This window comes from Nocardia sp. CA-107356, from assembly GCF_050946365.1.
Taxonomy (GTDB): domain Bacteria; phylum Actinomycetota; class Actinomycetes; order Mycobacteriales; family Mycobacteriaceae; genus Nocardia.
This window is the reverse complement of the sequence record NZ_CP191992.1, coordinates 5416917-5436936: the sequence shown is the minus strand read 5'-3', so window position 1 is coordinate 5436936 and position 20020 is coordinate 5416917. Positions and strand designations below refer to the sequence as shown.

At 65.7% G+C, this 20020-nt stretch carries 20 protein-coding genes and 1 pseudogene; 16 read left to right on the top strand and 5 right to left on the bottom strand.

Annotated elements, in window-relative coordinates:
• Positions 1–62: 62 nt before the first annotated feature.
• From ACQP1G_RS24600 to ACQP1G_RS24575, 6 genes and pseudogenes are all read left to right on the top strand, one after another.
• Positions 63–488: pseudogene (locus ACQP1G_RS24600) on the top strand (aldehyde dehydrogenase family protein); the annotation flags it as partial.
• Complete coding sequence (locus ACQP1G_RS24595) at positions 485–946, top strand: 2-keto-4-pentenoate hydratase (protein WP_433191929.1); 462 nt, start codon at positions 485–487, stop codon at positions 944–946. The pseudogene ACQP1G_RS24600 and the gene ACQP1G_RS24595, both read left to right, overlap by 4 nt.
• Positions 943–1740 (top strand): 2-keto-4-pentenoate hydratase, encoded by a 798-nt coding sequence (locus ACQP1G_RS24590; protein WP_433191928.1) that lies wholly within the window; start codon positions 943–945, stop codon positions 1738–1740. The genes ACQP1G_RS24595 and ACQP1G_RS24590 overlap by 4 nt, the downstream gene beginning before the upstream one ends.
• A complete protein-coding gene (locus ACQP1G_RS24585; protein WP_433191927.1) occupies positions 1733–2170 on the top strand; it encodes a RidA family protein in 438 nt (145 codons plus the stop codon). Before ACQP1G_RS24590 ends, ACQP1G_RS24585 begins: the two co-directional genes overlap by 8 nt.
• On the top strand, positions 2167–2688 hold the full coding sequence (locus tag ACQP1G_RS24580) for a 3-hydroxyanthranilate 3,4-dioxygenase (RefSeq protein ID WP_433191926.1): 522 nt from the start codon (positions 2167–2169) through the stop codon (positions 2686–2688). The genes ACQP1G_RS24585 and ACQP1G_RS24580 overlap by 4 nt, the downstream gene beginning before the upstream one ends.
• Positions 2689–2691: 3 nt before the next feature.
• Positions 2692–3687, top strand: coding sequence for an amidohydrolase family protein (locus ACQP1G_RS24575; RefSeq protein ID WP_433191925.1), 996 nt, complete (start codon positions 2692–2694; stop codon positions 3685–3687).
• A gap of 16 nt (positions 3688–3703) precedes the next feature.
• Here the strand turns inward: ACQP1G_RS24575 and ACQP1G_RS24570 are convergent, their stop codons facing one another.
• The 4 genes from ACQP1G_RS24570 to ACQP1G_RS24555 all read right to left on the bottom strand — a co-directional run bounded on the left by ACQP1G_RS24570 (position 3704) and on the right by ACQP1G_RS24555 (position 7428).
• On the bottom strand, positions 3704–4735 hold the full coding sequence (locus ACQP1G_RS24570) for a phosphotransferase family protein (protein WP_433191924.1): 1032 nt from the start codon (positions 4733–4735) through the stop codon (positions 3704–3706).
• Complete coding sequence (eno, locus tag ACQP1G_RS24565) at positions 4732–6024, bottom strand: phosphopyruvate hydratase (RefSeq protein ID WP_433191923.1); 1293 nt, start codon at positions 6022–6024, stop codon at positions 4732–4734. Before eno ends, ACQP1G_RS24570 begins: the two co-directional genes overlap by 4 nt.
• 170 nt (positions 6025–6194) lie before the next feature.
• Positions 6195–6341, bottom strand: a complete 147-nt coding sequence (locus ACQP1G_RS24560) for an NAD(P)-dependent oxidoreductase (RefSeq protein ID WP_433208764.1) — start codon at positions 6339–6341, stop codon at positions 6195–6197.
• A 358-nt stretch (positions 6342–6699) separates the two neighbouring features.
• A complete protein-coding gene (locus ACQP1G_RS24555; protein WP_433191922.1) occupies positions 6700–7428 on the bottom strand; it encodes a GntR family transcriptional regulator in 729 nt (242 codons plus the stop codon).
• 108 nt (positions 7429–7536) lie between these two features.
• Between ACQP1G_RS24555 and ACQP1G_RS24550 the strand changes: the two genes are divergently transcribed.
• From ACQP1G_RS24550 to ACQP1G_RS24505, 10 genes are all read left to right on the top strand, one after another.
• Complete coding sequence (locus ACQP1G_RS24550; protein ID WP_433191921.1) at positions 7537–8496, top strand: substrate-binding domain-containing protein; 960 nt, start codon at positions 7537–7539, stop codon at positions 8494–8496.
• 71 nt (positions 8497–8567) lie between these two features.
• Entirely contained in the window at positions 8568–10088 is a 1521-nt protein-coding gene (locus ACQP1G_RS24545) for a sugar ABC transporter ATP-binding protein (RefSeq protein ID WP_433191919.1), read from the top strand.
• A gap of 1 nt (position 10089) precedes the next feature.
• Positions 10090–11103 carry an ABC transporter permease gene (locus ACQP1G_RS24540; protein ID WP_433191917.1) on the top strand — a complete coding sequence of 338 codons (1014 nt, stop codon included), beginning with the start codon at positions 10090–10092 and terminating at the stop codon, positions 11101–11103.
• On the top strand, positions 11070–11816 hold the full coding sequence (locus tag ACQP1G_RS24535) for an RraA family protein (protein ID WP_433191915.1): 747 nt from the start codon (positions 11070–11072) through the stop codon (positions 11814–11816). Before ACQP1G_RS24540 ends, ACQP1G_RS24535 begins: the two co-directional genes overlap by 34 nt.
• A 46-nt stretch (positions 11817–11862) precedes the next feature.
• Positions 11863–12735: an SMP-30/gluconolactonase/LRE family protein gene (locus ACQP1G_RS24530; RefSeq protein ID WP_433191914.1), complete on the top strand. Its 873-nt coding sequence runs from the start codon at positions 11863–11865 to the stop codon at positions 12733–12735.
• Positions 12732–13682 (top strand): DUF4432 family protein, encoded by a 951-nt coding sequence (locus ACQP1G_RS24525; RefSeq protein ID WP_433191913.1) that lies wholly within the window; start codon positions 12732–12734, stop codon positions 13680–13682. Before ACQP1G_RS24530 ends, ACQP1G_RS24525 begins: the two co-directional genes overlap by 4 nt.
• Positions 13682–14491 carry an SDR family NAD(P)-dependent oxidoreductase gene (locus ACQP1G_RS24520; protein ID WP_433191911.1) on the top strand — a complete coding sequence of 270 codons (810 nt, stop codon included), beginning with the start codon at positions 13682–13684 and terminating at the stop codon, positions 14489–14491. The genes ACQP1G_RS24525 and ACQP1G_RS24520 overlap by 1 nt, the downstream gene beginning before the upstream one ends.
• A 48-nt stretch (positions 14492–14539) precedes the next feature.
• The gene (locus tag ACQP1G_RS24515; RefSeq protein WP_433191910.1) at positions 14540–15610 is read left to right on the top strand and encodes a mannonate dehydratase; all 1071 of its coding nucleotides are present in this window, start codon (positions 14540–14542) and stop codon (positions 15608–15610) included.
• A gap of 69 nt (positions 15611–15679) precedes the next feature.
• A complete protein-coding gene (locus ACQP1G_RS24510) occupies positions 15680–16525 on the top strand; it encodes a fumarylacetoacetate hydrolase family protein (RefSeq protein ID WP_433191909.1) in 846 nt (281 codons plus the stop codon).
• Positions 16526–16539: 14 nt separating this feature from the next.
• Positions 16540–17292 (top strand): SDR family NAD(P)-dependent oxidoreductase, encoded by a 753-nt coding sequence (locus tag ACQP1G_RS24505; protein ID WP_433191908.1) that lies wholly within the window; start codon positions 16540–16542, stop codon positions 17290–17292.
• A 382-nt stretch (positions 17293–17674) separates the two neighbouring features.
• Here ACQP1G_RS24505 and ACQP1G_RS24500 read toward each other — a convergent pair whose 3' ends face one another.
• Positions 17675–19957 carry a glycosyl hydrolase family 65 protein gene (locus ACQP1G_RS24500; RefSeq protein ID WP_433191907.1) on the bottom strand — a complete coding sequence of 761 codons (2283 nt, stop codon included), beginning with the start codon at positions 19955–19957 and terminating at the stop codon, positions 17675–17677.
• Positions 19958–20020 lie beyond the last annotated feature (63 nt).

Below are 20020 nucleotides of genomic sequence, written 5' to 3'. Positions count from 1 at the left end.
GCCGGGGTGGCTGCATCCAGATGAGCCCAAACATGCTGTCGCGCTGCACTATTCGCACTGCGGCGCAGGAGGATGGCGCCGAAGTGCTTGTCGGCGGCGGGATTCCGAATCTGGGCAGCGACCTCGCCGGCGGGGCATGGATCGAGCCGACCCTGTGGCAGGGACTGGACAATACCGCCCGCGTGGTGCGCGAGGAGATCTTCGGTCCGGTCGCCGCGCTGATCCCCTTCGATGACGAGGACGAGGCGGTGCGCCTGGCCAACGACACCGACTACGGCCTGGCAGCGGCGGTGTGGACCCGGAACCTCGAGCGCGGCCATCGCGTCGCCCAGCGCATGCGCGTGGGCATGTCCTGGATCAACACGTGGTACTTGCGCGATCTGCGCTCTCCCTTCGGCGGGGTGGGCCGCTCCGGCATCGGCCGCGAGGGCGGCGCCCACTCGCTGCACTTCTACACCGAACCGACGAATGTGTGTGTGGCCCTGTGACAAATCCAATGATCGAGCAAGCCGCCGAGCGGCTCCGAACCGCCGCCGAGACCCGCACGCCGTGCGAACCGGTGCGCGACTTGATCGGCGATTCGGATCTGGAAACGGTCTACCGGGTGCCGGCACTGGTGACCGAATCCCGTTGCGCGGCCGGACATCGCATGATCGGGCGCACCGCCGCCGCGGTCCAGGGCGAGTTGGGTGTGGAAAGCCCCGACTTCGGGCACCTGTTCTCCGACATGGCCTTTGCTGATCATGAGCCGATGCCGCTGACGGGGTTTCTACAACCGCGGGTCGAAGCCGAGGTGGCGTTCGTGCTGGGGCGCGATCTGGACCTAGCGGGCGCCACGGTCGCCGATACGCAGCCCAGTCCGGAAAGCCGTGCGGTGCACACACTGGGACCGTCGACCGGGACGACCGGCCCGAGTGCGCTCGACCTGATGAAGGAGGCATCGTGACCGATATCGCCTGTCTGGCAACGGAATTGGATGAGGCAGTCCGGAATGTGACCGCCATGGCGCAGCTCTCGGCCACGGTGCCGCTAACCCTCGACCAAGCCTACGAGGTGCAGCGGGCCGGTGTGTCCTTGCGGTGCGACCGCGGTGACGCCGTCGTAGGCGTCAAACTCGGTTTCACCAGCAAGGCCAAGGCAATTCAGATGGGTGTCGGCGATGTCATCATCGGCGTCCTCACCGCGAGTATGCGGATCGATGACGGCGGTGAGGTCGACACGCACCGGTTGATCCATCCCCGGGTCGAGCCCGAGGTCGCCTTCCGCCTGGGTGACGATATCGATCCGCACGATCCACGTGCCGATCCACGGTCCGCGGCGGTCGAGGTGGCACCGGCCCTCGAAATCATCGACAGCCGGTACCGTGACTTCACCTTCAGTCTCGAGGACGTCGTGGCCGACAACACCTCCGCGGCCCGATTCGCCGTCGGACCGTGGCAGTCGCTGGCCGAGGTATCGAGCGGCCTCGACCTCGCAAACCTCGGCGTGACACTCGACATCGATGGTGATATCGCCGAAATCGGTTCCACGGCAGCCATTCTGGGCCACCCGCTACATGCCCTCACCGCCGTCGCGCGGATGGCCCGCCGCTACGGACTTCCCCTGCCGGCCGGAACGATCGTCCTGGCCGGCGCGGCGACCGCCGCCGTCCCGCTGCCGACGACGCCGGGCACGTGCGTCACCGCGGCCGTCACCGGACTCGGCCGGGCCAGTGTCACGATGGGACAACGCCATGACTGAATCATTTCTCGTCCACGGCAAGGCCACCCCGCGCGGCCGTTTCCCGCACGCGAAGGCTGCGGGTGGATTCTTGTTCGTCTCCGGCACCAGCAGCCGCCGCCCCGATAACAGCTTCGCCGGTGTACGGGTCGACGAATTCGGCGTCACCGACCTCGACATCCGGGTGCAGACCCGCGCCGTGCTGGACAACATTCGCGACATCCTCGCCGCCGCGGGCGCCGCACTCGACCACCTGGTCCAGATCACCACCTATCTGGTCGACATGAACGACTTCGGCGGCTACAACGAGGTCTACGGCGAGTACTTCGACCACGTCGGCCCGGCCCGCACCACCGTCGCCGTGCACCAACTGCCGCATCCGCATCTACTCATCGAAATCCAGGCAATGGCCTGGGTGCCCGATCCCATCGAAAAGGAGTCCGAGCGATGACCATCCCGCCTGTCGTCAATTTCGCTGCGTGGATCGCCGAATACGAACACCTGCTGCGGCCACCGGTGAACAACAAGCAGGTGTGGAAGCCCATGGGCGACTTCATCGTTCAGGTTGTCGGCGGCCCCAACGAACGCACCGACTACCACCTCGACCCGTACGAGGAGTGGTTCTATCAGGTCAAGGGCGATATGCACGTCAACGTGATGACCGAGGACGGTCCCCGGCGCATCGACATCCACGAGGGTGAGATGTGGATGCTGCCGCGTAATGTGCACCACTCGCCGCAGCGCCCCGAGCCCGGATCGATCGGCATTGTCATCGAGCGCATCCGGGAAGAGGGCACGGTCGAGAAGTTCGTGTGGTTCTGCCTGCGCTGCCATCACCGGGTGCACGAGGTCGAACTGCAGGTTCGCGATATCGTCACCGATCTACCGCCGGTGTTCGAGCAGTTCTACAACTCCGAACAAGCTCGCACCTGCGGCAACTGCGGTGCGCTGCACCCGGGCCGGGGGTGAGCTGTGACCCCGGCCCACGAAACCATCGATATCCATACCCATTTCGTGCCGCAGTGGTGGCCGGATCTCGGTCCCGGCCAACCGTGGCTGCGGCTCGAATCCGAACGCGAGGCCATGATCATGGTCGGCTCCACCGAGTTCCGGCGGATTCAGTCGGACGCCTGGGACACCGAAATCCGGCTGGCCGCCATGGATTCCGACGGTGTCGCCGCTCAGGTGGTATCACCGACCCCGGTGTTCTTCTCCTACGACACCCCACCGGAGCAGGCGGTGAAGGTCGCCCGCATCTTCAACGATCTCGCCCTCGAAATCTGTGCTCCAGGCGAGGGTCGGCTGATCCCGTTCTGCCAAGTCCCCCTGCAGGATCCGGATGCCGCCTGCCGTGAACTCGACCGCGCGGTCGATGCCGGCCACGCCGGGGTGGAGATCGGCAACCACGTCGGGGACCGCGATCTCGACGATGCGGGTGTGGTGACGTTTCTTCAGCATGCGGCCGATCGCGGCGTTCCGGTGTTCGTGCATCCCTGGGATATGCCCTCCTCGCCGCGCCTGGACCGCTGGATGGCGCGTTGGCTGTCCGGCATGCCCGCGGAAACCCATCTGTCGATCATCGCGATGATCCTCGGCGGGGTGTTCGACAAGGTTCCCGACTCACTGCGGATCTGTTTCGCCCACGGCGGCGGGTCGTTCGCGTTCTGGCTCGGGCGCTTCGAGAACGCCTGGCACCGGCGCGGCGATCTCATCGCCACCTCGCAACAACCACCGTCGGCGTATCTGCGCCGTTTCAGCGTCGATTCGGTCGTCTTCGATCCGGTCGCGCTGCGGACACTGGTCGATACGCTCGGCCCGACCCAGGTGATGGTCGGCAGTGACTACCCCTATCCGCTCGGCGAGCGACCCGTCGGGCAGGTGGTCCACCGCGCCGAATTCCTCTCGCCACCGGACCGTACGGCCATCTTGTCCGGCAATGCTCGGCGATTCCTCGGAATCGTCACGTGACTCGTGGACACCTCGACTACGTCGAGCTCGTGGAGGGTGGCACAGATGCGCAGGTCAGCGCCCACTGGTCGAGCAGTTGGCCGATGGTCGGTGCGGGATTGGCGAGCAACGCCCGTCCGATCTCCCGGACTCGGTGGCGTTCGGCTGTGTCGAGATATTCCACTGGGGACGTGCCATCGACGCGGGCGAGCGCGAGCGCTGGGAGCAGCGCCGCCACCCGCGTGCCGAACGCGCTCGGTGATTCCCAGTCGATGTGGCGCGCGTGTTCGCCGGCCAGCGCGTGCGCCGCCGCGCGCAGTTCGGTGGCGCGGCCCGGCAGCTTGACCGATTTGATGAGCAGGTGGTTGAGGCAGAAGGCGATGTCGAACGCCGGGTCGCCGAACCATGCGCATTCCGCGTCCAGCAGCACTGGGCCGTCGGGACCGAGCAGGATATTTTTCGGGCTGAGGTCACCGTGCACGACGGCGAGGTGCGTGTTCGCCGTCGTCCGGGCCAGTTCGGCGAACCGATGCCGCAGGTCCGGGTGAGTTTCTGCGGTCACCCGCAGGAACGGTTCGATGCGTAGGGCGTCGAAATTGTCGTCGGTGGCGAATCGATGCGGACTGTGTGGATCGGTGGCACTCACCGAGTGCAGCCGGCCGACGAGATCACCGACCGCTCGGGCGGCCGCGACATCCACCCGGCCGTCGAGCAATTGCGCTTTCCACACCGGGTACTGCTCCGGCAGCAGGAATTCCATCGCGAACAGGCCCGCTTCGCCGTCGTGGGCGATGACCCGTGGTACCTGACCCGGGCACAGCCGGGCGGCGAACTGCAGCCAGTCGTACTCGACCCGGTTTCGTGACACGGGTGCGAGCCACTCGTGCGCGACCTTGAGCTGAGCCAGTGCTCCCTTGACACACACTGTCCCGGTGGGCAGGTCCACTTTCCACAGATCCGACGACACGCCGCCGGTCAGCGGAGTCAATTCCGCGTGCTCCCCTTGCCCGAGTAATCCCTGCCTGCGCAGGAATTCACGCACTCGTGTGTGGGGGTCGGTTGCGGTCATCGGGCCAACGCTGCGGCGGGGAAAGGGCTGAATCGCAAAGCGGTGTCCTCCGCGATGCGGATCAGCTGGTTGTACTTGGCCAGGCGCTCCGACGAGCGCACCGACCCGACCTTGATCTGCCCCGCGGCGGTGCCGACAGCGAGGTCAGCGAGAAAGTCGTCCTCGGTCTCACCGGAGCGAGCCGAGACCACGCAGACATAATCGGCGTCGCGGGCTGCGGAAACAACGTCGAGAGTGCCGGTGAGCGTCCCGTTCTGGTTGACCTTCACGAGGACGCCGGTGGCACATCCCTCCGCGATCCCTTGCGACAGGCGATACGGGTTGGTGGTGAACAGGTCGTCGCCGATCAACCGCACCCGATCTCCGAGCCGCGCGGTCAGCGCCTGCCACCCGGCCCAATCCTCCTCGTCCAGCGCATCCTCTATGGACACGATGGGGAAGTCGTCGACCCAGGACGACATGATGTCGATCATGTCCGCAGCGCTGGCCCGACGCCCCTCCCTGACCAGGTGATATTCCCCGGACGTGCCGTCATACAGGGACACGGCCGCGACATCGATCGCGATCGCGATATCCACGCCGGGCTCGAGCTCGGCCCGTTCGATCGAGGCCATGAGCAATTCGAGCGCGTCCCTTCCGGTGCGGCAGCCGGGGCTCAGCCCACCCTCGTCGGCGAGCAGCGTCGGCAGTCCGCGTTCGGCACACACCGCTGCCGCCGCGTCGCGGACCCGCGCGGTGAGCTGGATCGCCTCCAGCATCGAGGTCGCCGCAATCGGCACGGCGAGAAAGTCCTGGACGTCCATCCCGCGTCCAGCATGCAGACCGCCGGAAAGGATGTTGACCATCGGCATGGGCAGCACCGGTTCGGCGATACCGGTAAGGTCCGCAATCCGCCGATACAGCGGCTGCCCGGACACCTTCGCCGAGGCCCGGCAGATAGCCAGCGACGTACCCAATACTGCGTTGGCGCCGAGCCTGGACAGCCCTGGCGTGCCGTCGAGTTCGCGCAGGAGGTGATCGCAACCCCGCTGGTCCATCACGTCGTGCCCGCGCAGCGCGGCCGAAATCTCCTTATCGACGTGCTCGACGGCGGACAACACGCCGAGGCCGTTGAAGACCGTCTTGTCACCGTCGCGAAGCTCATGCGCCTCGTGGGTGCCGGTGGACGCACCGGACGGCACCGAGGCACGGGCGACAACACCGTCCTGAAGGCATAGCTCGACCTCGACCGTGGGCCGCCCACGGGAATCGAGCACCTGCCGGCCGTGCACGCTGTGGATCACGTTCATGAAGACACTCCGTTAATTGTCGTCTGTACAGGTTGGTTTGCAGGGAAGTCGAGGGGTTCGCCACGCAGGACTCGGACAACTTCCGGTTGCGGCGCTGCGGCGGAGTTCGATGGTCGAGGCGTCTGAGGAGAACGCGCTGTGGGGGGTGATCACCACCGAATGGAGCTCCGTCAGTTCGGCGGGCGCGGCGGGCTCCGCTCTTCGAGGACGTCGAGGCCCGCGCCGCCGCGGTGGCCTGCCCGCAACGCCGGCGCGAGCGCCGCGGTGTCGGCCAGGCCGCCGCGACTGACGTTGACCAGCAGCAAACCGGGCGGTATCAGCGACCGACGAACTGCGCCACATCACCGGCGATTCGAAGACGGCGAAGTCATCCGAGGCACAGATATCTCCGGCCGCCCGGACCGGAACCAACGGCGGCGGGCGGTACCGCAGGACATCCTGAATGTGTCGCCGAGCCTGGGCTAGGTGCCGCCCGGAAACCGGGTCGAAGCGTGAGTGCACCGGGGCGTTCGCCCCCAGCTCACGGGGAACCTGCAAGAGCTGGGTGACGAACGGGCCGGCGGATCCGATAGTGAGCGCTCCCCTCGGCGTCGTCCCGAGGTCAAGGCTGTGGGAGCCGGGTATCCAAATGACTGATCCGCCCCTCAGGGGTGCGGTCCTCCCACCGGGCACCGCTCAGGAGGTGAAGTATCCCGGGTGCTCGGACTGGACCCTTGCGGCCTGATCGAGCACGTGACGAGAATGTTCCGCGATGAGGTGCATACCCGCCTCGACGTCCCTGTTCTCGAGCAGATCCACAATGCGTATGTGCTCGTCGATGACGTCCCGGGAGATCACGGTCTCGGAATAGGTCAGACGGCGAAGACGGTCCAGCTGCAGCTTGGAGCGCCGTATCACGTTCCAGACTCCCGGATAACCGCCCAGCCTGAAGATCTCCTGGTGCAGATCCTCATCCGAGACGAAGAAGGCGTCAACGTCGCGGTCCGCCACTGCCTGCTCCTGACGTAGCAGAATGCGCCGGAGCTCTCCAATATCGCCGCCCGATTCGCAGGCTTCCCGGAATGCCGCCGTCTCGAGGGTGCGGCGAATGAAGCAGGCTTCCCGGACCTCCGCTAGGTCGATGAGCGCCACGCTGGTGCGGACCTGGGAGACGACGCTGAGCAGGCCCTGGTCGACCAGCCGGAAAATGGCTTCCCGCAACGGCGTCCGGCTTACCCCCAACTGCACGGAGAGCTCGGTCTCGGACAGAAGAGCCCCTGGTTCGAGCCGCAGGTCGCGGATCGCCGACGCGAGCTCATCGTGGACCCGGTCTGAGATGCGCTGTCGAGCCGGGATGCGGTCGACCCGCCGCAGACCGACCGCCGGTGACGGCGGCACCCCAGCGGATAGGGAAGTAGAAGGCATGCTCAATTTTGACACACCTAACCGCTTGTATACAAGTATGTTTGGGCTCTAGTATCTAGCCACCTACAATCAAAGGGGATTGGAATGCAGCGGAGACTTCTCTCGCTTGTGGCAGCCGGGGTCCTGACCGTCCTTGCGGTCTCGGGGTGCGGGCCCGCGGGCAGCGGTGGCGCGGGCGGCAGTGGCAAGAAGCTCACCGTCGGGCTGATCATGCTTCAGGGCGACGAGTACTTCAAAGGGATTCAGTCGGCCTTGGCAGCGGCGGTGAAGGCCGACGGGGGTACGGTCATCACCGCCAACTCGAACAACGATGCGGGCGCGGAGGCCACCGCCGCGCAGAACATGATCCAGCGCCAGGTTGACGCGATCATCATGCAGCCCGTTACCGTTGCCGGCTCGCTGGCGACGATGAAATCGATCAAGGCTGCGAGCATCCCACTGATCTGCTACGGCAACTGCTCGGCCGATGCCACGAATCCCTCCGTTGTCAAGGGTGTCGTCCAGTCCGACAACACGGCCCTGGGGTCGGCGACAGGAAAAGCGGCCGCGGAGTACATCAAGGCCAAGCTCGGCGGGTCGGCGAGGATCGGCATCCTGAACTGCGACAGTGCAGCCGAAACCTGCAAATTGCGCAAAGCCGGTTTCAAGAAGGCGCTCGAGGATGCGGGTGTTACGGCCACCTACGCCTCCGACCAGGAGGGATTCCTCGCGGACAAGGCCACTACCGTCGCCACGAACATGCTCTCCGGGGACCCCGGCATCAACCTGCTCTGGGCCGCCAATGAAGGAGGCACCGTCGGGGAGGTGACCGCGGTCCAGCAGTCCGGCAAGACCATTCCCGTCTTCGGCACGGACATCTCGAAGCAGCTCGCCGGCTTCCTGCTGGATAAGAACAACATTCTTCAGGCCACGACCGGGCAGGACCCGCAGACCACCGCGAAGGACGCGTACGAGCAGGCCAAGAACGCCGTTGCGGGCCAGGCGAACTCCCCTCTGGAGACCGATCTTCCCGGAGTCACCTACACCCGTGACGATCCGACCGCAGTGAACAGTTACCTGGGCAAATAGGAACAGGCGCGTGCCGAGGCCCTTGCGCGCCCCGGCACTGTGTGTCACCGCTCATCGATGAAGGAACGCTTGTGGATAAGACCGTGCCCCCGATCCTGGAATGCACTTCCCTCAGCAAAACCTATGGAACCGTCAAGGCGCTCGTAGACGTCGACCTCACGCTTCGTGCCGGGGAGGTGCGGGCCTTGCTCGGGAAGAACGGGGCCGGGAAGTCGACCTTGGTGAACCTCATCTCTGGGTCCCAGCAGCCGGATCCCGGACGCGGAAGGCTGCGTGTGTCCGGCAAAGAGGTGCATTGGAGTCGGCCGGGCGACGCACGGGCCGGCGGCATCGCCATGGTGCACCAGGAGTTCAGCCTCGTGCCGGGACTGTCGGTGGCGGAGAACATCACACTCGGTCGCTGGCCCGAACGCCGGACCGGGCTGGGCTTCATCGATTCCAAGACGTTGGAAGACAATGCCCGGTCGGCCATCGAGATGCTCGGCGCACCGATTCCGCTCTGGCAGGAAGTCGGCAACCTTTCCCTGGCGCATCAGCAACTCGTCGAAATCGCCAAGGCACTTCTCGACGAGCCCAGGGTACTGATCCTGGACGAGCCGACCAGTGCCCTGAACAGTCACGAGGTCCACGCGCTGCTGGCCCTGATACGACGCCTTGCCGCTCGGGGGGTGGCGATCATCTATGTTTCCCACCGGATGAAAGAGATCCCACTGGTTGCCGACACACTCACCGTGTTGCGAGACGGTCGCGAAGTGCAGACCTTCGGAGCGCACGAGGCGAGCGTCGAGAAGGTGGCCGCGCTCATTGCAGGCGAGAGCGGCCAGGTGGCGGCCCGGATAGAGCACCGGGACCGCCGTGACCAGCCGGTCGTACTGTCGGTGCGGGACATGCGCATCCCTGGTGTGCTGGACGGCGTTGACTTCGATCTGCACAACGGTGAAGTGCTCGGCATTGCCGGGCTGCTGGGATCGGGGCGGTCGGAGCTCCTCGAAGCCATCTACGGCCTGCGGCGCGGTGTCCGGGGCGCGGTGTCCGTGGCCGGGGAACGCGTCCTGCGCCGTCGCCCCCGCCGCATGCTGGCCAGGGGCGTCGGACTGACCCCTGAGGACCGGAAGGGCTCCGGGATCGTGCCGATGCTCGGGGTCGGGGAAAACATCCTGCTATCGGCCCGGGGCCGGGTGCTGCCGCGGTTCTGGATCAAGCCCCCGCTCGAGGCCGCGGTGACGAAGGAGGCGCTCCGCACGCTCTCGATCGTCGCGTCCACAGCGGGACAAGAGATCGGCACTCTTTCCGGCGGAAACCAGCAGAAGGCTGTGATAGGGCGGCTTCTGGCGGCGAAGATGTCGGTGCTGCTGCTCGATGAGCCAACCCGCGGCATCGACGTCCACGCCAAAGGCCAAATCTACAAGCTCATCCGAGAGCTGGCCGCCAGCGGGATTTCCTCCATTTTCGTTTCCTCGGAGCTCGAAGAACTCTCGGAAGTCTGCGATCGCGTGCTGGTACTCCGGGACGGTCGGATTAAAGACGAAGTCGTCGGGGGCGATGCCACGACGGAAAAACTATTGGCGCTTGCCATGAAAGAAGGCAACTGAAATGTCCGAGCCGGATGTCATACAGCCCCAAAAAAGGGTCGTCGAATCCGAGGCCGACGGCCTGTTCACGCGCATCCGTTCCTGGGAGGGCATCGGCCTGCTCGGCGTGCTGGTGCTGGTTTTCCTGGTGCTGGCCGTCAGCGCACCGAACTTTCTCAGTACGCATAACCTGCTCAACATTCTTCAGCAGGCTGCCTTCTTCGGGATCGTCGCCTTCGCTATGACGCTGGTCATCGTCGCCGGTGAGATCGACATCTCCGTGGGATCCCTGGCCGCGCTGTCATCTGCGTTGTTGGGAGTCATGGTCGTCAACCTCGGATGGCCGATGTGGGCCTCGTGCATTCTCGTGCTTGCCGCCGCCGCTACCATCGGCGCCTTCGCTGGATGGATCCGGGCGGTATTCGGAGTGCCGACCTTCATTGCCACGCTGGCCCTGTACCTGGGACTGCGCGGCATTGCCATGCTGATCACCAACACGTTCCCGATTCCCGTAGACTCCGACAAGTTTTTCTACTGGGGCAGCGGCAAGATTGCCGGGGTCATTCCTGTGCCGGCGGTCTATCTCCTGATCGTCTTTATCGTGATCGCGGTGATCGCACGCAAAACGGTATTCGGCCGGTCGATCTACGCGGTGGGCGGAAATGCCAAATCTGCCGAACTCTCCGGCATCAACGTGCGCACCATCCGGATTTCGGTGCTGGCGATCTCTGCGTTGACTGCGGCGGTCACCGGGTTGCTCCAATCCGCACAGCTTTCCTCCGGGAACGGCACCATCGCCAACGGGCTGGAGTTCGATGCGATCGCCGCCGCCATCATCGGTGGTGCCTCGCTCAGTGGCGGCAAGGGGACCATCGTCGGGACCCTGATCGGTGTCCTGTTCATCGCCGTACTCATGAACGGGATGGTGCTGCTGGGAGTCGACCCCTATGCCCAACAGGTCGTCCGCGGAGCCGTCGTCCTCATCGCGGTCTTGGTGAACGTATGGCGCTCACGCCGGGCGGCAACCTCGACCTGACCAGCGGGCCACCACCACCTCAGGATCATCGAAACAAGGAAGAAATGGCCACGATACCGCCCAACGACACCGAACGATTCAATCTCGTTGCCGCTTCGCTCTACACCGCAGTGCTCGGCGACGTCCTGGATGCACTCGGCCGCACGCACCAGTTCCTGCCGGCTGCGGTGCAGCCCCTGTTGCCCACCATGACCGTGGTCGGCCGGGCGATGCCGGTTCTGGTCGGGGATGTTTTCGGGATGCCGGCGAAGCCTTTCGGCAACCTGACAGAAGCCCTGGACGCCTTGCAGCCCGGCGACGTCTACCTGGCCCGTCGCGGCCGTCTCGATTGCGCCGCCTGGGGCGAGATCATGACTGCGGCCGCCCGTGCCAGAGGCGCGGTCGGCGCCGTCATCGATGGGTACCACAGGGACACCGACAAGGTTTTGGACCAGAACTTTCCCGTCTTCAGCCGCGGCAGCTACGGCCAGGATTCGGGAGTCCGCGGCTACGTGCTGGACTACGGGATTCCCCTTGAAATCGACGGTGTTCAGATCTCCCCCGGAGACCTCGTCGTCGGGGACAGGGACGGCGTCCTGGTCATCCCGGCCGCCCTCGAGGACGAAGTGCTGGCACTTGCATTGGACAAGGCCAGCGCCGAGAACCAGGTCCGCCACGCCATCGAACAGGGAATGAGCACCACCGAAGCCTTTGCGACCTACGGCGTCCTGTGAACGCCGCAGGTACAGCCCGCGATCGAAAGCGACAAGGAGCAAAACGATGGGTTCCGTAGAACTTTTTCCGACGCCTGACGTTGTGATCCGTGCCCAGGCCACGGTCGGTGAAGGACCTGTCTGGGACCGTCGGACCGGCCGGTTGTGCTGGGTCGACATCAACAACGGCCTGCTCTTCGAGAATGACCTCGCCACCGGCGGACAAAGCACCTCCGCCTTGGGCACTCTCCTGGGCGCGGCGGCGCCCCGGGCCCAGGACGAGGGATTCGCCGTCGCTGTATCCGAAGGTCTCGGGATCTTCGCCGACGGAAAGCTGCAGATTCTGGACCCGGTGCTGCCCGAACCCACCCGGCGCATGAACGACGCCAAATGCGACTCGCGTGGCCGGCTCTGGGCCGGGAGCACCCACCTCGACTTCGTCCCCGGCGTCGGTGCTGTGCACCGATGGGACGGGCAGGCGCCCAGCAGTATCGTGGCGACCGGATTCGCCCTGCCCAACGGCCTGGGCTGGAACGCCGAAGACAACACCATGTACCTGGCGGACAGCATGGCGAACCTGCTTTTCAGCGCGCCCTACCGCAGTGACGAAGGCGAGGTCGGAGCATTCACCCCGCTGTGCGAGATCCGCGGCGGACTGCCCGACGGGCTCGCCGTCGATCTGGACGGATGCCTGTGGGTCGCGATCTGGGGCGGCAGCGAGGTGCGCCGGTACGCCCCGACAGGCGAATTGATCGGACGGATCCCGATGCCCGTCGAACAACCGTCGAGCTGCGCCTTCGCCGATGACGGAACGCTGTACATCACCTCGGCATCAGCGGACATCTCCGAAGACGGGCTCAGCAAGCAGCCGCTGGCGGGCTCGGTCTTCGCGCTCGCCACCAACACCGCCGGTGTTCCCGTCCAGCCCTTCGCCGCATGAGCCCGCGGACCCTCGACCTCACGAGCCCCGACCTACAGGTCAGCATCGATCCCGGCAGAGGAGCGGACATTCTTTCGCTCGTCCACCGGCGCACCGGAGTGGACGCGCTCTTCAGTACGCCATGGCGGGAACGCGCGGACGCTGTCCGCGACGGTCAGCGGCCCTCGACATACGACCCGGTCGCTGGATGGCTGGAGCAGTACCGGGGCGGCTGGCAGACATTGTGCCCGAACGCCGGCGACCCTCGGTCCGTCCACGGCGCTCCCGTGGCATTCCACGGCGAAGCCTCGGTCGTCCCCTGGCAGGTAGACGAAGCATCGACGGGCTCGGCCCGCCTGCATGTGGAGCTGTTCTCGGTCCCGGTGCGCATCGACCGGGTCATCGAGCTCCGAGGCCCCCGGCTGCACCTCGCCGATACGCTCACGAACCTGAGCGGCACCGCTCTGGAGTTCGACTACTCCAGTCACCCCGCGCTCGGCGGCCCATTCCTGGACGGGGACTGCCGGCTCGAAACCGGCGCGCGCCGGTTCACCAGCGACCCGGAGCGGGAAACAGTGTTCGACTCCGGCTCGGAACACCGCTGGCCCTGGGCCGTCACGAAATCAGGAGAGCGTGTCGACCTGCGCCACATACCTCCCCGCGGTGGGTCGCGTGAAGTGTTCGGGTGGCTGCACGACTTCACCGAGCACTGGGCCTCGGTCACCAATCTGGACCTGGGTCTGACGGTCCGCCTCGAGTGGGACGGCACGCACCTGCCCTATGCATGGCTGTGGCAGGAGCTCAACGCCACCCAGCAGTTTCCCTGGTACGGGCGGGCCCGCGCGATGGCCATGGAACCGGCAAGCATGCAGACCAGCGGCCCGGACCGGCGAAGCGCCCTGCGCCTCGGACCCCGGGCCGCGATCGAGATCCCACTGAGCATCAATTTCGAGGACAGGAGTGCGTGATGGGTGAACACGACCAGCGGGTCGCCCTGGTCACCGGCGGATCCCAAGGCATCGGCAAAGGCATCGCGCTGGCATTGGCCCGGCAGGGCTCGGCCGTCGTCTGTCACGGGCAGACCGAGGACCCTGCCCAGGAAACGGCGGCGGAAATCAACCGGGCAGGCGGCAAGGCGGTTGCGGTATGGGGACCGATCGACGATCCCGAAACCAACCGGTATGCGGTCGAGCAGGCAATTTCCCGGTACGGGCGGCTCGATACCCTCGTCACCTCCGCCGGGATTCAGCGGTACGGCGACGTCCCCTCCACCTCAGAGGAAACCTGGGACGAGGTTTTCGATGTGAATGTCAAAGGAGTTTTCCTCGCCGCCAGGGCAGCCCTGCCCTACCTGCGCCAGAGCCCGGCCGGAAGCATCGCCATCATCGCCTCCGTCCAGGCCGCCGCGACCCAGAACAAGGTTGCCGCCTACACGGCAAGCAAGGGCGCTCTCATCGCCCTGACCAGGGCGATGGCGGTAGACGAAGCCGAGTACGGGGTCCGCGTCAACAGCATCAGCCCCGGTTCGGTGGATACACCCATGCTCCGCACGTCAGCGGCACTGTTCAGCGACGGCTCGGAAGAGAGCGCCCAACGGATCGTCGCGAACTGGGGCACCGCGCACCCGCTCGGCAGGGTGGCCGAGCCCGAAGAAATCGGGGAAGTCGTCTCCTTCGTGACCAGCCCTCGAGCCAGCTTCGTCACGGGAGCGGAAATCCGGGTCGACGGAGGCCTGCTCGCACGCATTGCCGCTCCTCTTCCTGACACGAAAAACTAAAAGCACCGACGCAATGGCCGAACCGACCAGGGCCAACTGAAAGGTTGCATGATGATTCAACTGAGCGAAATGCTCTCCCCCCGGCCCGAGCCGCTCTGGAAATTGATCAAACAGTGCGGGGTCGATAACGTCGTCGCCCTCCTCAACGGAGCCGAACAGGACCAGCGCATGTTCGCCTCTGTCGGCAAGAATGGATTTTCCGGGACTGCCTCCGACGATATTCCGTGGGGAGAGGCAGCGATCAGACGCGATATCGGAATTTTCGCCGAACACGGCCTCACAGTGGTCGCCATCGAGGACACGCCTCCTATGGACAAGGTCCGCCTGGGACTTCCCGGGCGGGACGAACAGATCGAAAACATCCACACGCAGATACGCGCGATGGGCCGGCTGGGCATCCCGACCCTGTGCTACAACTGGATGGCCATCTCGAGCTGGGGACGCACGAACGTGGACATCATCGGGCGCGGGGGCGCTCTGGTCACCGGGTTCCGGGCAGCGGACAGTGCAAGCATGCCCCCGCTCGCGGAACCGGGCGAGATCACCGAAGACCAGTTGTGGGATGCGCTGGGCTACTTCCTCGACGCCGTTATCCCGGTTGCCGAAGAAGCCGGAGTCCGGCTCGGGATGCACCCCGACGACCCGCCCCGCCCCATCGGCCGCAACGTGCCACACATCATGCGCTCCCCCGACGCATTCCGACGGCTACTGTCGCTGTTCCCCTCCACCAGTAACGGCATCACGTTCTGCCAGGGCAATTTCGCCCTGATGGACGCCGACCTGCCCGCACTGATCAGGGAATTCGGCGGTCTGGACCGAATCAGCTTCGTACACTTCCGCGACGTCCGGGGCACCGCCGACGACTTCCAGGAAACCTTCCACGACGAAGGCCAGACCGACCTGCCCGAATGCATGCGCGCCTATGCGGAAGTCGGTTTTTCCGGACCCATGCGTCCGGACCACGTCCCCACCATGCACGGCGAATCCAACGACCGCCCGGCTTACGGCACCCTGGGGCGCCTGTTCGCCATCGGATACATTCGCGGCCTCGAACATTCGGTCTATGGCAAGCCTCCGCTCCCCGAGCCGACGGAACACGCCCTTCCTGCGCGGGCCTGAAAAGACGCACACGTCCGGCCGTCGGGGCGCGCGAGGCGCGGCCCTGCCGACATGAAAAGGAAATCTGACTTGAAAATTGCACGCATCGGTGCGCCCGATGAAGAGAAGCCTGTCGTTTTCCGGGGCGAGGAATGTTACTCGCTGGAGTCCATCACCAAGGACATCGACGCCACGTTCTGGGCCTCGAACGGACCGGTGAGAACCGAGCAGGCGCTCGCCACCGGCGCTCTGCCCCTGCTCGATATCGATGGCATCCGTGTCGGAGCCCCCATTGCCCGGCCCTCATCGGTGATCTGTATCGGAATGAACTACGCCGCGCATGCTGCCGAATCCGGGTCCAAGCCCCCCGAGGTCCCGATCGTCTTCCATAAAGCACCCAACACCGTCGTCGGCCCGTATGACGATGTAGCAATCCCTTGCGGCTCATCCAAAACCGACTGGGAGGTTGAACTCGGCATCGTTATCGGAAAACGCGCCTCATACCTCGAAAGCCCCGATCAGGCACCCGATTACATCGCCGGATTTGTCACCGTCAACGACCTCTCCGAACGCGAATTCCAACTAGAAGTCTCCGGTGGCCAATGGTCCAAAGGCAAAAGCTGCGCCGGCTTCTGCCCCACCGGTCCGTTCCTCGTGACCCCCGACGAAGTCGACAGCCGCGACCTCCGCTTGCGCAGCTGGGTCAATGACGAGGTCCGCCAGGACTCGTCGACCGCGGATCTGATCTTCGACGTCAACACCATCATCTACGACCTCAGCCAATACCTGGTCCTCGAACCCGGCGACCTCATCTGCACCGGCACTCCGGAAGGTGTCGCCCTCTCGGGGCGATTCCCGTATCTCGCGGCCGGGGACGTCGTTCACATCGAGGTCGAAGGCCTCGGCAGACAGCGCCAACAATTCACCGCCGCGTGACCAAGGGACCCACAATGGAATTCGAAGGCCTCAAAGCCATCGTCACCGGCGGCGCTTCCGGAATCGGAGCCGCCGTCGCCGCCCAGCTGAACAAGCGCGGTGCCACCGTGGCGGTACTCGACCTCGACCCCGGGCAGGCCGCATCGGGCCTGCTCGCACTCCGATGCGACGTGTCAGACGACCAATCCGTGCGCGCCGCCGTCGAGAAGTCGGCCACAGACCTCGGCGGTCTCGACATCATCGTCAACAATGCCGGAATCGGGGCCCAGGGCACAATCGAGAGCAATGACGACCCGGAGTGGCACCGAGTCTTCGACATCAACGTCCTGGGAATGGTCCGGGTATCACGGGCAGCCCTGCCGTACCTTCGCCGCTCCGCGCACGCGTCCATAGTCAACACGTGCTCGGTAGCCGCGATTGCGGGCATACCGGAACGAGCCCTCTACAGTGCCTCGAAGGGGGCCGTCCTGTCTCTCACCCTCGCCATGGCGGCGGACCACCTCGCAGCAGGGATCCGTGTGAACTGCGTGAGCCCGGGCACCGCCGACACACCCTGGATCGGCCGCCTCCTGTCCAACGCGCCCGATCCGACAGCAGAAAGGTCCGCCCTCGAAGCACGCCAGCCCCATGGAAGGCTGGTCACCCCTGAAGAGGTAGCAGCCGCCGTATGCTATCTCGCAAGCCCGCTCGCCGGCTCCACCACCGGCACCAACCTCGCCGTCGACGGCGGGATGCAGGGGCTTCGCCTGCGGAGCACGCAAGGATAGGGCCCCCACCAGTTGGTAACAGAATCTGAGTGATCGCGGGCACCCGGCCGTCGGCGTGCGCGTCGGTCACCAAGGGCCGCAAGATGATCCGCGACTACTCGATGCCGATGCTGCGCGCCTACAACGCGGAGGCCGACACCCTCGTCCGAAGCCTCGAGCCGTACGAGCTCTATCGGCTCTCGAACGCCTCGACAAGATCGCTATCACCATCGGACGGCTGGGCAAGACGATGCAGCTACACGTCGCCCCGATCTATCACGAGCTCCGCCGACGCGAGCTGGACAACCTCCGTGTGTGCGAGTGCACTCACACACACGGAGGTTGTCCAGTGATTCTATGCTTTGACCTGCGCTGATATGTTCGCCGTGTGGTGTCTTGCGGATCAGGGACAGGCGCTCCTGGTCGGTAGCGTCAGCGGTGTTTCCGGGCGGACGGTCGCCGGGCCGCCGGGCGTCTCGACGGTGACCGGACCACCCGAAGTGACGTCGACGGTCGTGCCTTCCGGTCGGATGCGCACGGTCAACCTGCTATCGCGTACCGCGAGGTCGCGCACCGTCATCCCCTCGGGAAACCCACTGGGCAGCATCGGGTCCAGCCGGGGACCCGTCTCAGTCCATCGCAGCCCGCTCGGTCCGTACAGCAAACCTTGTAGGAATCCGCCCGCACCTGTCACGAAGATCCACGCCGGTTGACCGACCGTGTTCTCACCCGACCGTTCGCCACGCGCCTCGGACTGGAAACCATATGGCGGTCGGACATATGGCTGCACCGATTGATCCAAGAACTGCTGGGTGCGGCAGGGGTCGTACTGCGCGCTGAGGATCGCGCCGGCGCTGTTGCTCATGTTGGGGCCGTCGGGATCGGTGCGGTCGAAGTAGTACGCCAGTGTCGCCTCGGGCGAATAGCCCGGTGCCGCATAGGAGTACGGGTAGCTGATCAGCACCGTGTCGGCCTGCTTGATCTTCGCCCCTTGGTACCCGAGATACTCGGCGGGCACCCCTGGCACGATGTCCGGCGGCATCGCCATGTGCGCGGCGATATCGGCCCATTGCGGGTTCAGCGGCAGTCCGGCCAGCCGGGCGGCCGACATCGCGGTGCGCATCGTCGCCATCACTCCGGCGTTGGTGAGTGCGTTGTCCACGGAAAACGAAACGTATTCGTCGGCGCCCGCCGCGGGCGCGTAGTGGTAGCGGCCGTCGGGCAGCTTCGGGCCGACGCGGGCAGCCTGGTAGTTCGCGATAGCTGTGATCACCGGCGCGCCGCTGTCACGCAGCCATTGCTCGTCGCCGGTGGCCGAATAGTACTGCCATTGTGCGAGCGCGATCTCGTTCCCCAAATGTTCCTGAACCAGTCCGCACACCGCCGGTGACGCGCACCGCTGTGTCGGTCCGTCGTTCCAGGGGAATAATGCGCCGGTCAGCCCAAAGGCGCGCGCGTTCGCCTCGGCTTGCGGTAGCGCCGCGACGCGGAAATCCACCACGGTGCGGGCCAATTCGGGATAGAGCGCGAGCAGGGTCGGGAAGATCCAGGTCTCGGCGTCCCAGTAGGTCAGGCCGCCATAGTCGTCGGAGGACAACCCCGCGGGCTGCACGGACCACCGCTGTCCGGCCCGGACGCTGGACAGCACTGAATACAGTGCGGGCCGGATCCAGTCCCGATAGTCGTCGCGGCCGGGGATCTCGATGGCGGGCTGCCACAAGCGATCCCACTCTGCTGCGTGTTCGGCGTGGGCGGCAGCGAAACCACGCGCCGCGCTGGATTCGGAGACGTCGGTGGCAATCGCGCGTGGGTCCGCGCCGTCCGTGCCGGAGGCGATTCCCACGTACTTGGTGACCGTGTAACTGCGGCCCGCCACGACAGTGCCGTCGAACCGTGTTCCAGCCGTCGCCCCGTTCGTAGGTAGTGCGGCGCCACCCAGCTCATCAGGCGTGGTGACCGTGGATACCAGGAAGGCCGTGTGGTCGGTGCCGTCGGCGCGCACGCCGACCGTGGTCTGCCCCCGGTTCGGATCGGAGGCCGCCGTCGTCGGGGTGACCCGGCGCGCGGCGGCCCCGTCGATCAGGTCGGTGACGGTGAGCGGCCCGGAGAAGTGCGGAGTGACAGTGAGCTGCTGGACCGCGAGGTTCTGCTGCGCCCGTGACACGAAGGTCCGGTAGGTCAGATCCAGCCGGTGTTCCGCGTCGGGTGTCCAGGTGGCTTCGGTGGTGGCGGTGGCATCGCGATAGTTCAGGCGCTGGCGGTAGTGCGTGAGCGTGGCCGGGTCGACGTCGGCTCGGTAGGTTCGGCCCGCGACGTCGACGGTCAGGCTCGACCACGCGGGGAGCGCAGCGATCGCCTCTGTGTTGTTCAACGACATGGACTTCATGGCATAGAAGCCCGCGAGATACGTTCCGGTGTAGCGCGGTTCCACTAAGGGGAACGAGGTGCGCACCGAGACGCCGTAGTCCTGATATCCGGCGCCGCTCGGCGGGATCATCGCGCCGATGCGGCCGTTGCCCAGGTACGGGGCAGCGCGGAAGTTCTCGGGTTCGAACATCTCGGAGACCGCCGACCAGCCGTCTCCGACTGCCTGCCCGCCCTGCGCGGTCGCGACCGTGGACAGTCCGGGCAGCGGCACAAACGCACAGGTCAGCAGCACCGCACCGATACTCGACACGAGTCGCATCGGGCCGACAGTAGCAGCGGTCACGCTGAGCCGATCGCAACGACACGGCGGCTGCACCACGTC

What these genes read in the sequence shown, in the direction of transcription:
- ACQP1G_RS24585 (WP_433191927.1), top strand. Translation starts at nt 1,733, where the DNA reads ATGACTGAATCATTTCTCGTCCACGGCAAGGCCACCCCGCGCGGCCGT.
- ACQP1G_RS24580 (WP_433191926.1), top strand. Translation starts at nt 2,167, where the DNA reads ATGACCATCCCGCCTGTCGTCAATTTCGCTGCGTGGATCGCCGAATAC.
- ACQP1G_RS24570 (WP_433191924.1), bottom strand. Translation starts at nt 4,735, where the DNA reads ATGACCGCAACCGACCCCCACACACGAGTGCGTGAATTCCTGCGCAGG.
- eno (WP_433191923.1), bottom strand. Translation starts at nt 6,024, where the DNA reads ATGAACGTGATCCACAGCGTGCACGGCCGGCAGGTGCTCGATTCCCGT.
- ACQP1G_RS24555 (WP_433191922.1), bottom strand. Translation starts at nt 7,428, where the DNA reads ATGCCTTCTACTTCCCTATCCGCTGGGGTGCCGCCGTCACCGGCGGTC.
- ACQP1G_RS24540 (WP_433191917.1), top strand. Translation starts at nt 10,090, where the DNA reads ATGTCCGAGCCGGATGTCATACAGCCCCAAAAAAGGGTCGTCGAATCC.
- ACQP1G_RS24535 (WP_433191915.1), top strand. Translation starts at nt 11,070, where the DNA reads ATGGCGCTCACGCCGGGCGGCAACCTCGACCTGACCAGCGGGCCACCA.
- ACQP1G_RS24530 (WP_433191914.1), top strand. Translation starts at nt 11,863, where the DNA reads ATGGGTTCCGTAGAACTTTTTCCGACGCCTGACGTTGTGATCCGTGCC.
- ACQP1G_RS24525 (WP_433191913.1), top strand. Translation starts at nt 12,732, where the DNA reads ATGAGCCCGCGGACCCTCGACCTCACGAGCCCCGACCTACAGGTCAGC.
- ACQP1G_RS24520 (WP_433191911.1), top strand. Translation starts at nt 13,682, where the DNA reads ATGGGTGAACACGACCAGCGGGTCGCCCTGGTCACCGGCGGATCCCAA.
- ACQP1G_RS24515 (WP_433191910.1), top strand. Translation starts at nt 14,540, where the DNA reads ATGATGATTCAACTGAGCGAAATGCTCTCCCCCCGGCCCGAGCCGCTC.
- ACQP1G_RS24505 (WP_433191908.1), top strand. Translation starts at nt 16,540, where the DNA reads ATGGAATTCGAAGGCCTCAAAGCCATCGTCACCGGCGGCGCTTCCGGA.
- ACQP1G_RS24500 (WP_433191907.1), bottom strand. Translation starts at nt 19,957, where the DNA reads ATGCGACTCGTGTCGAGTATCGGTGCGGTGCTGCTGACCTGTGCGTTT.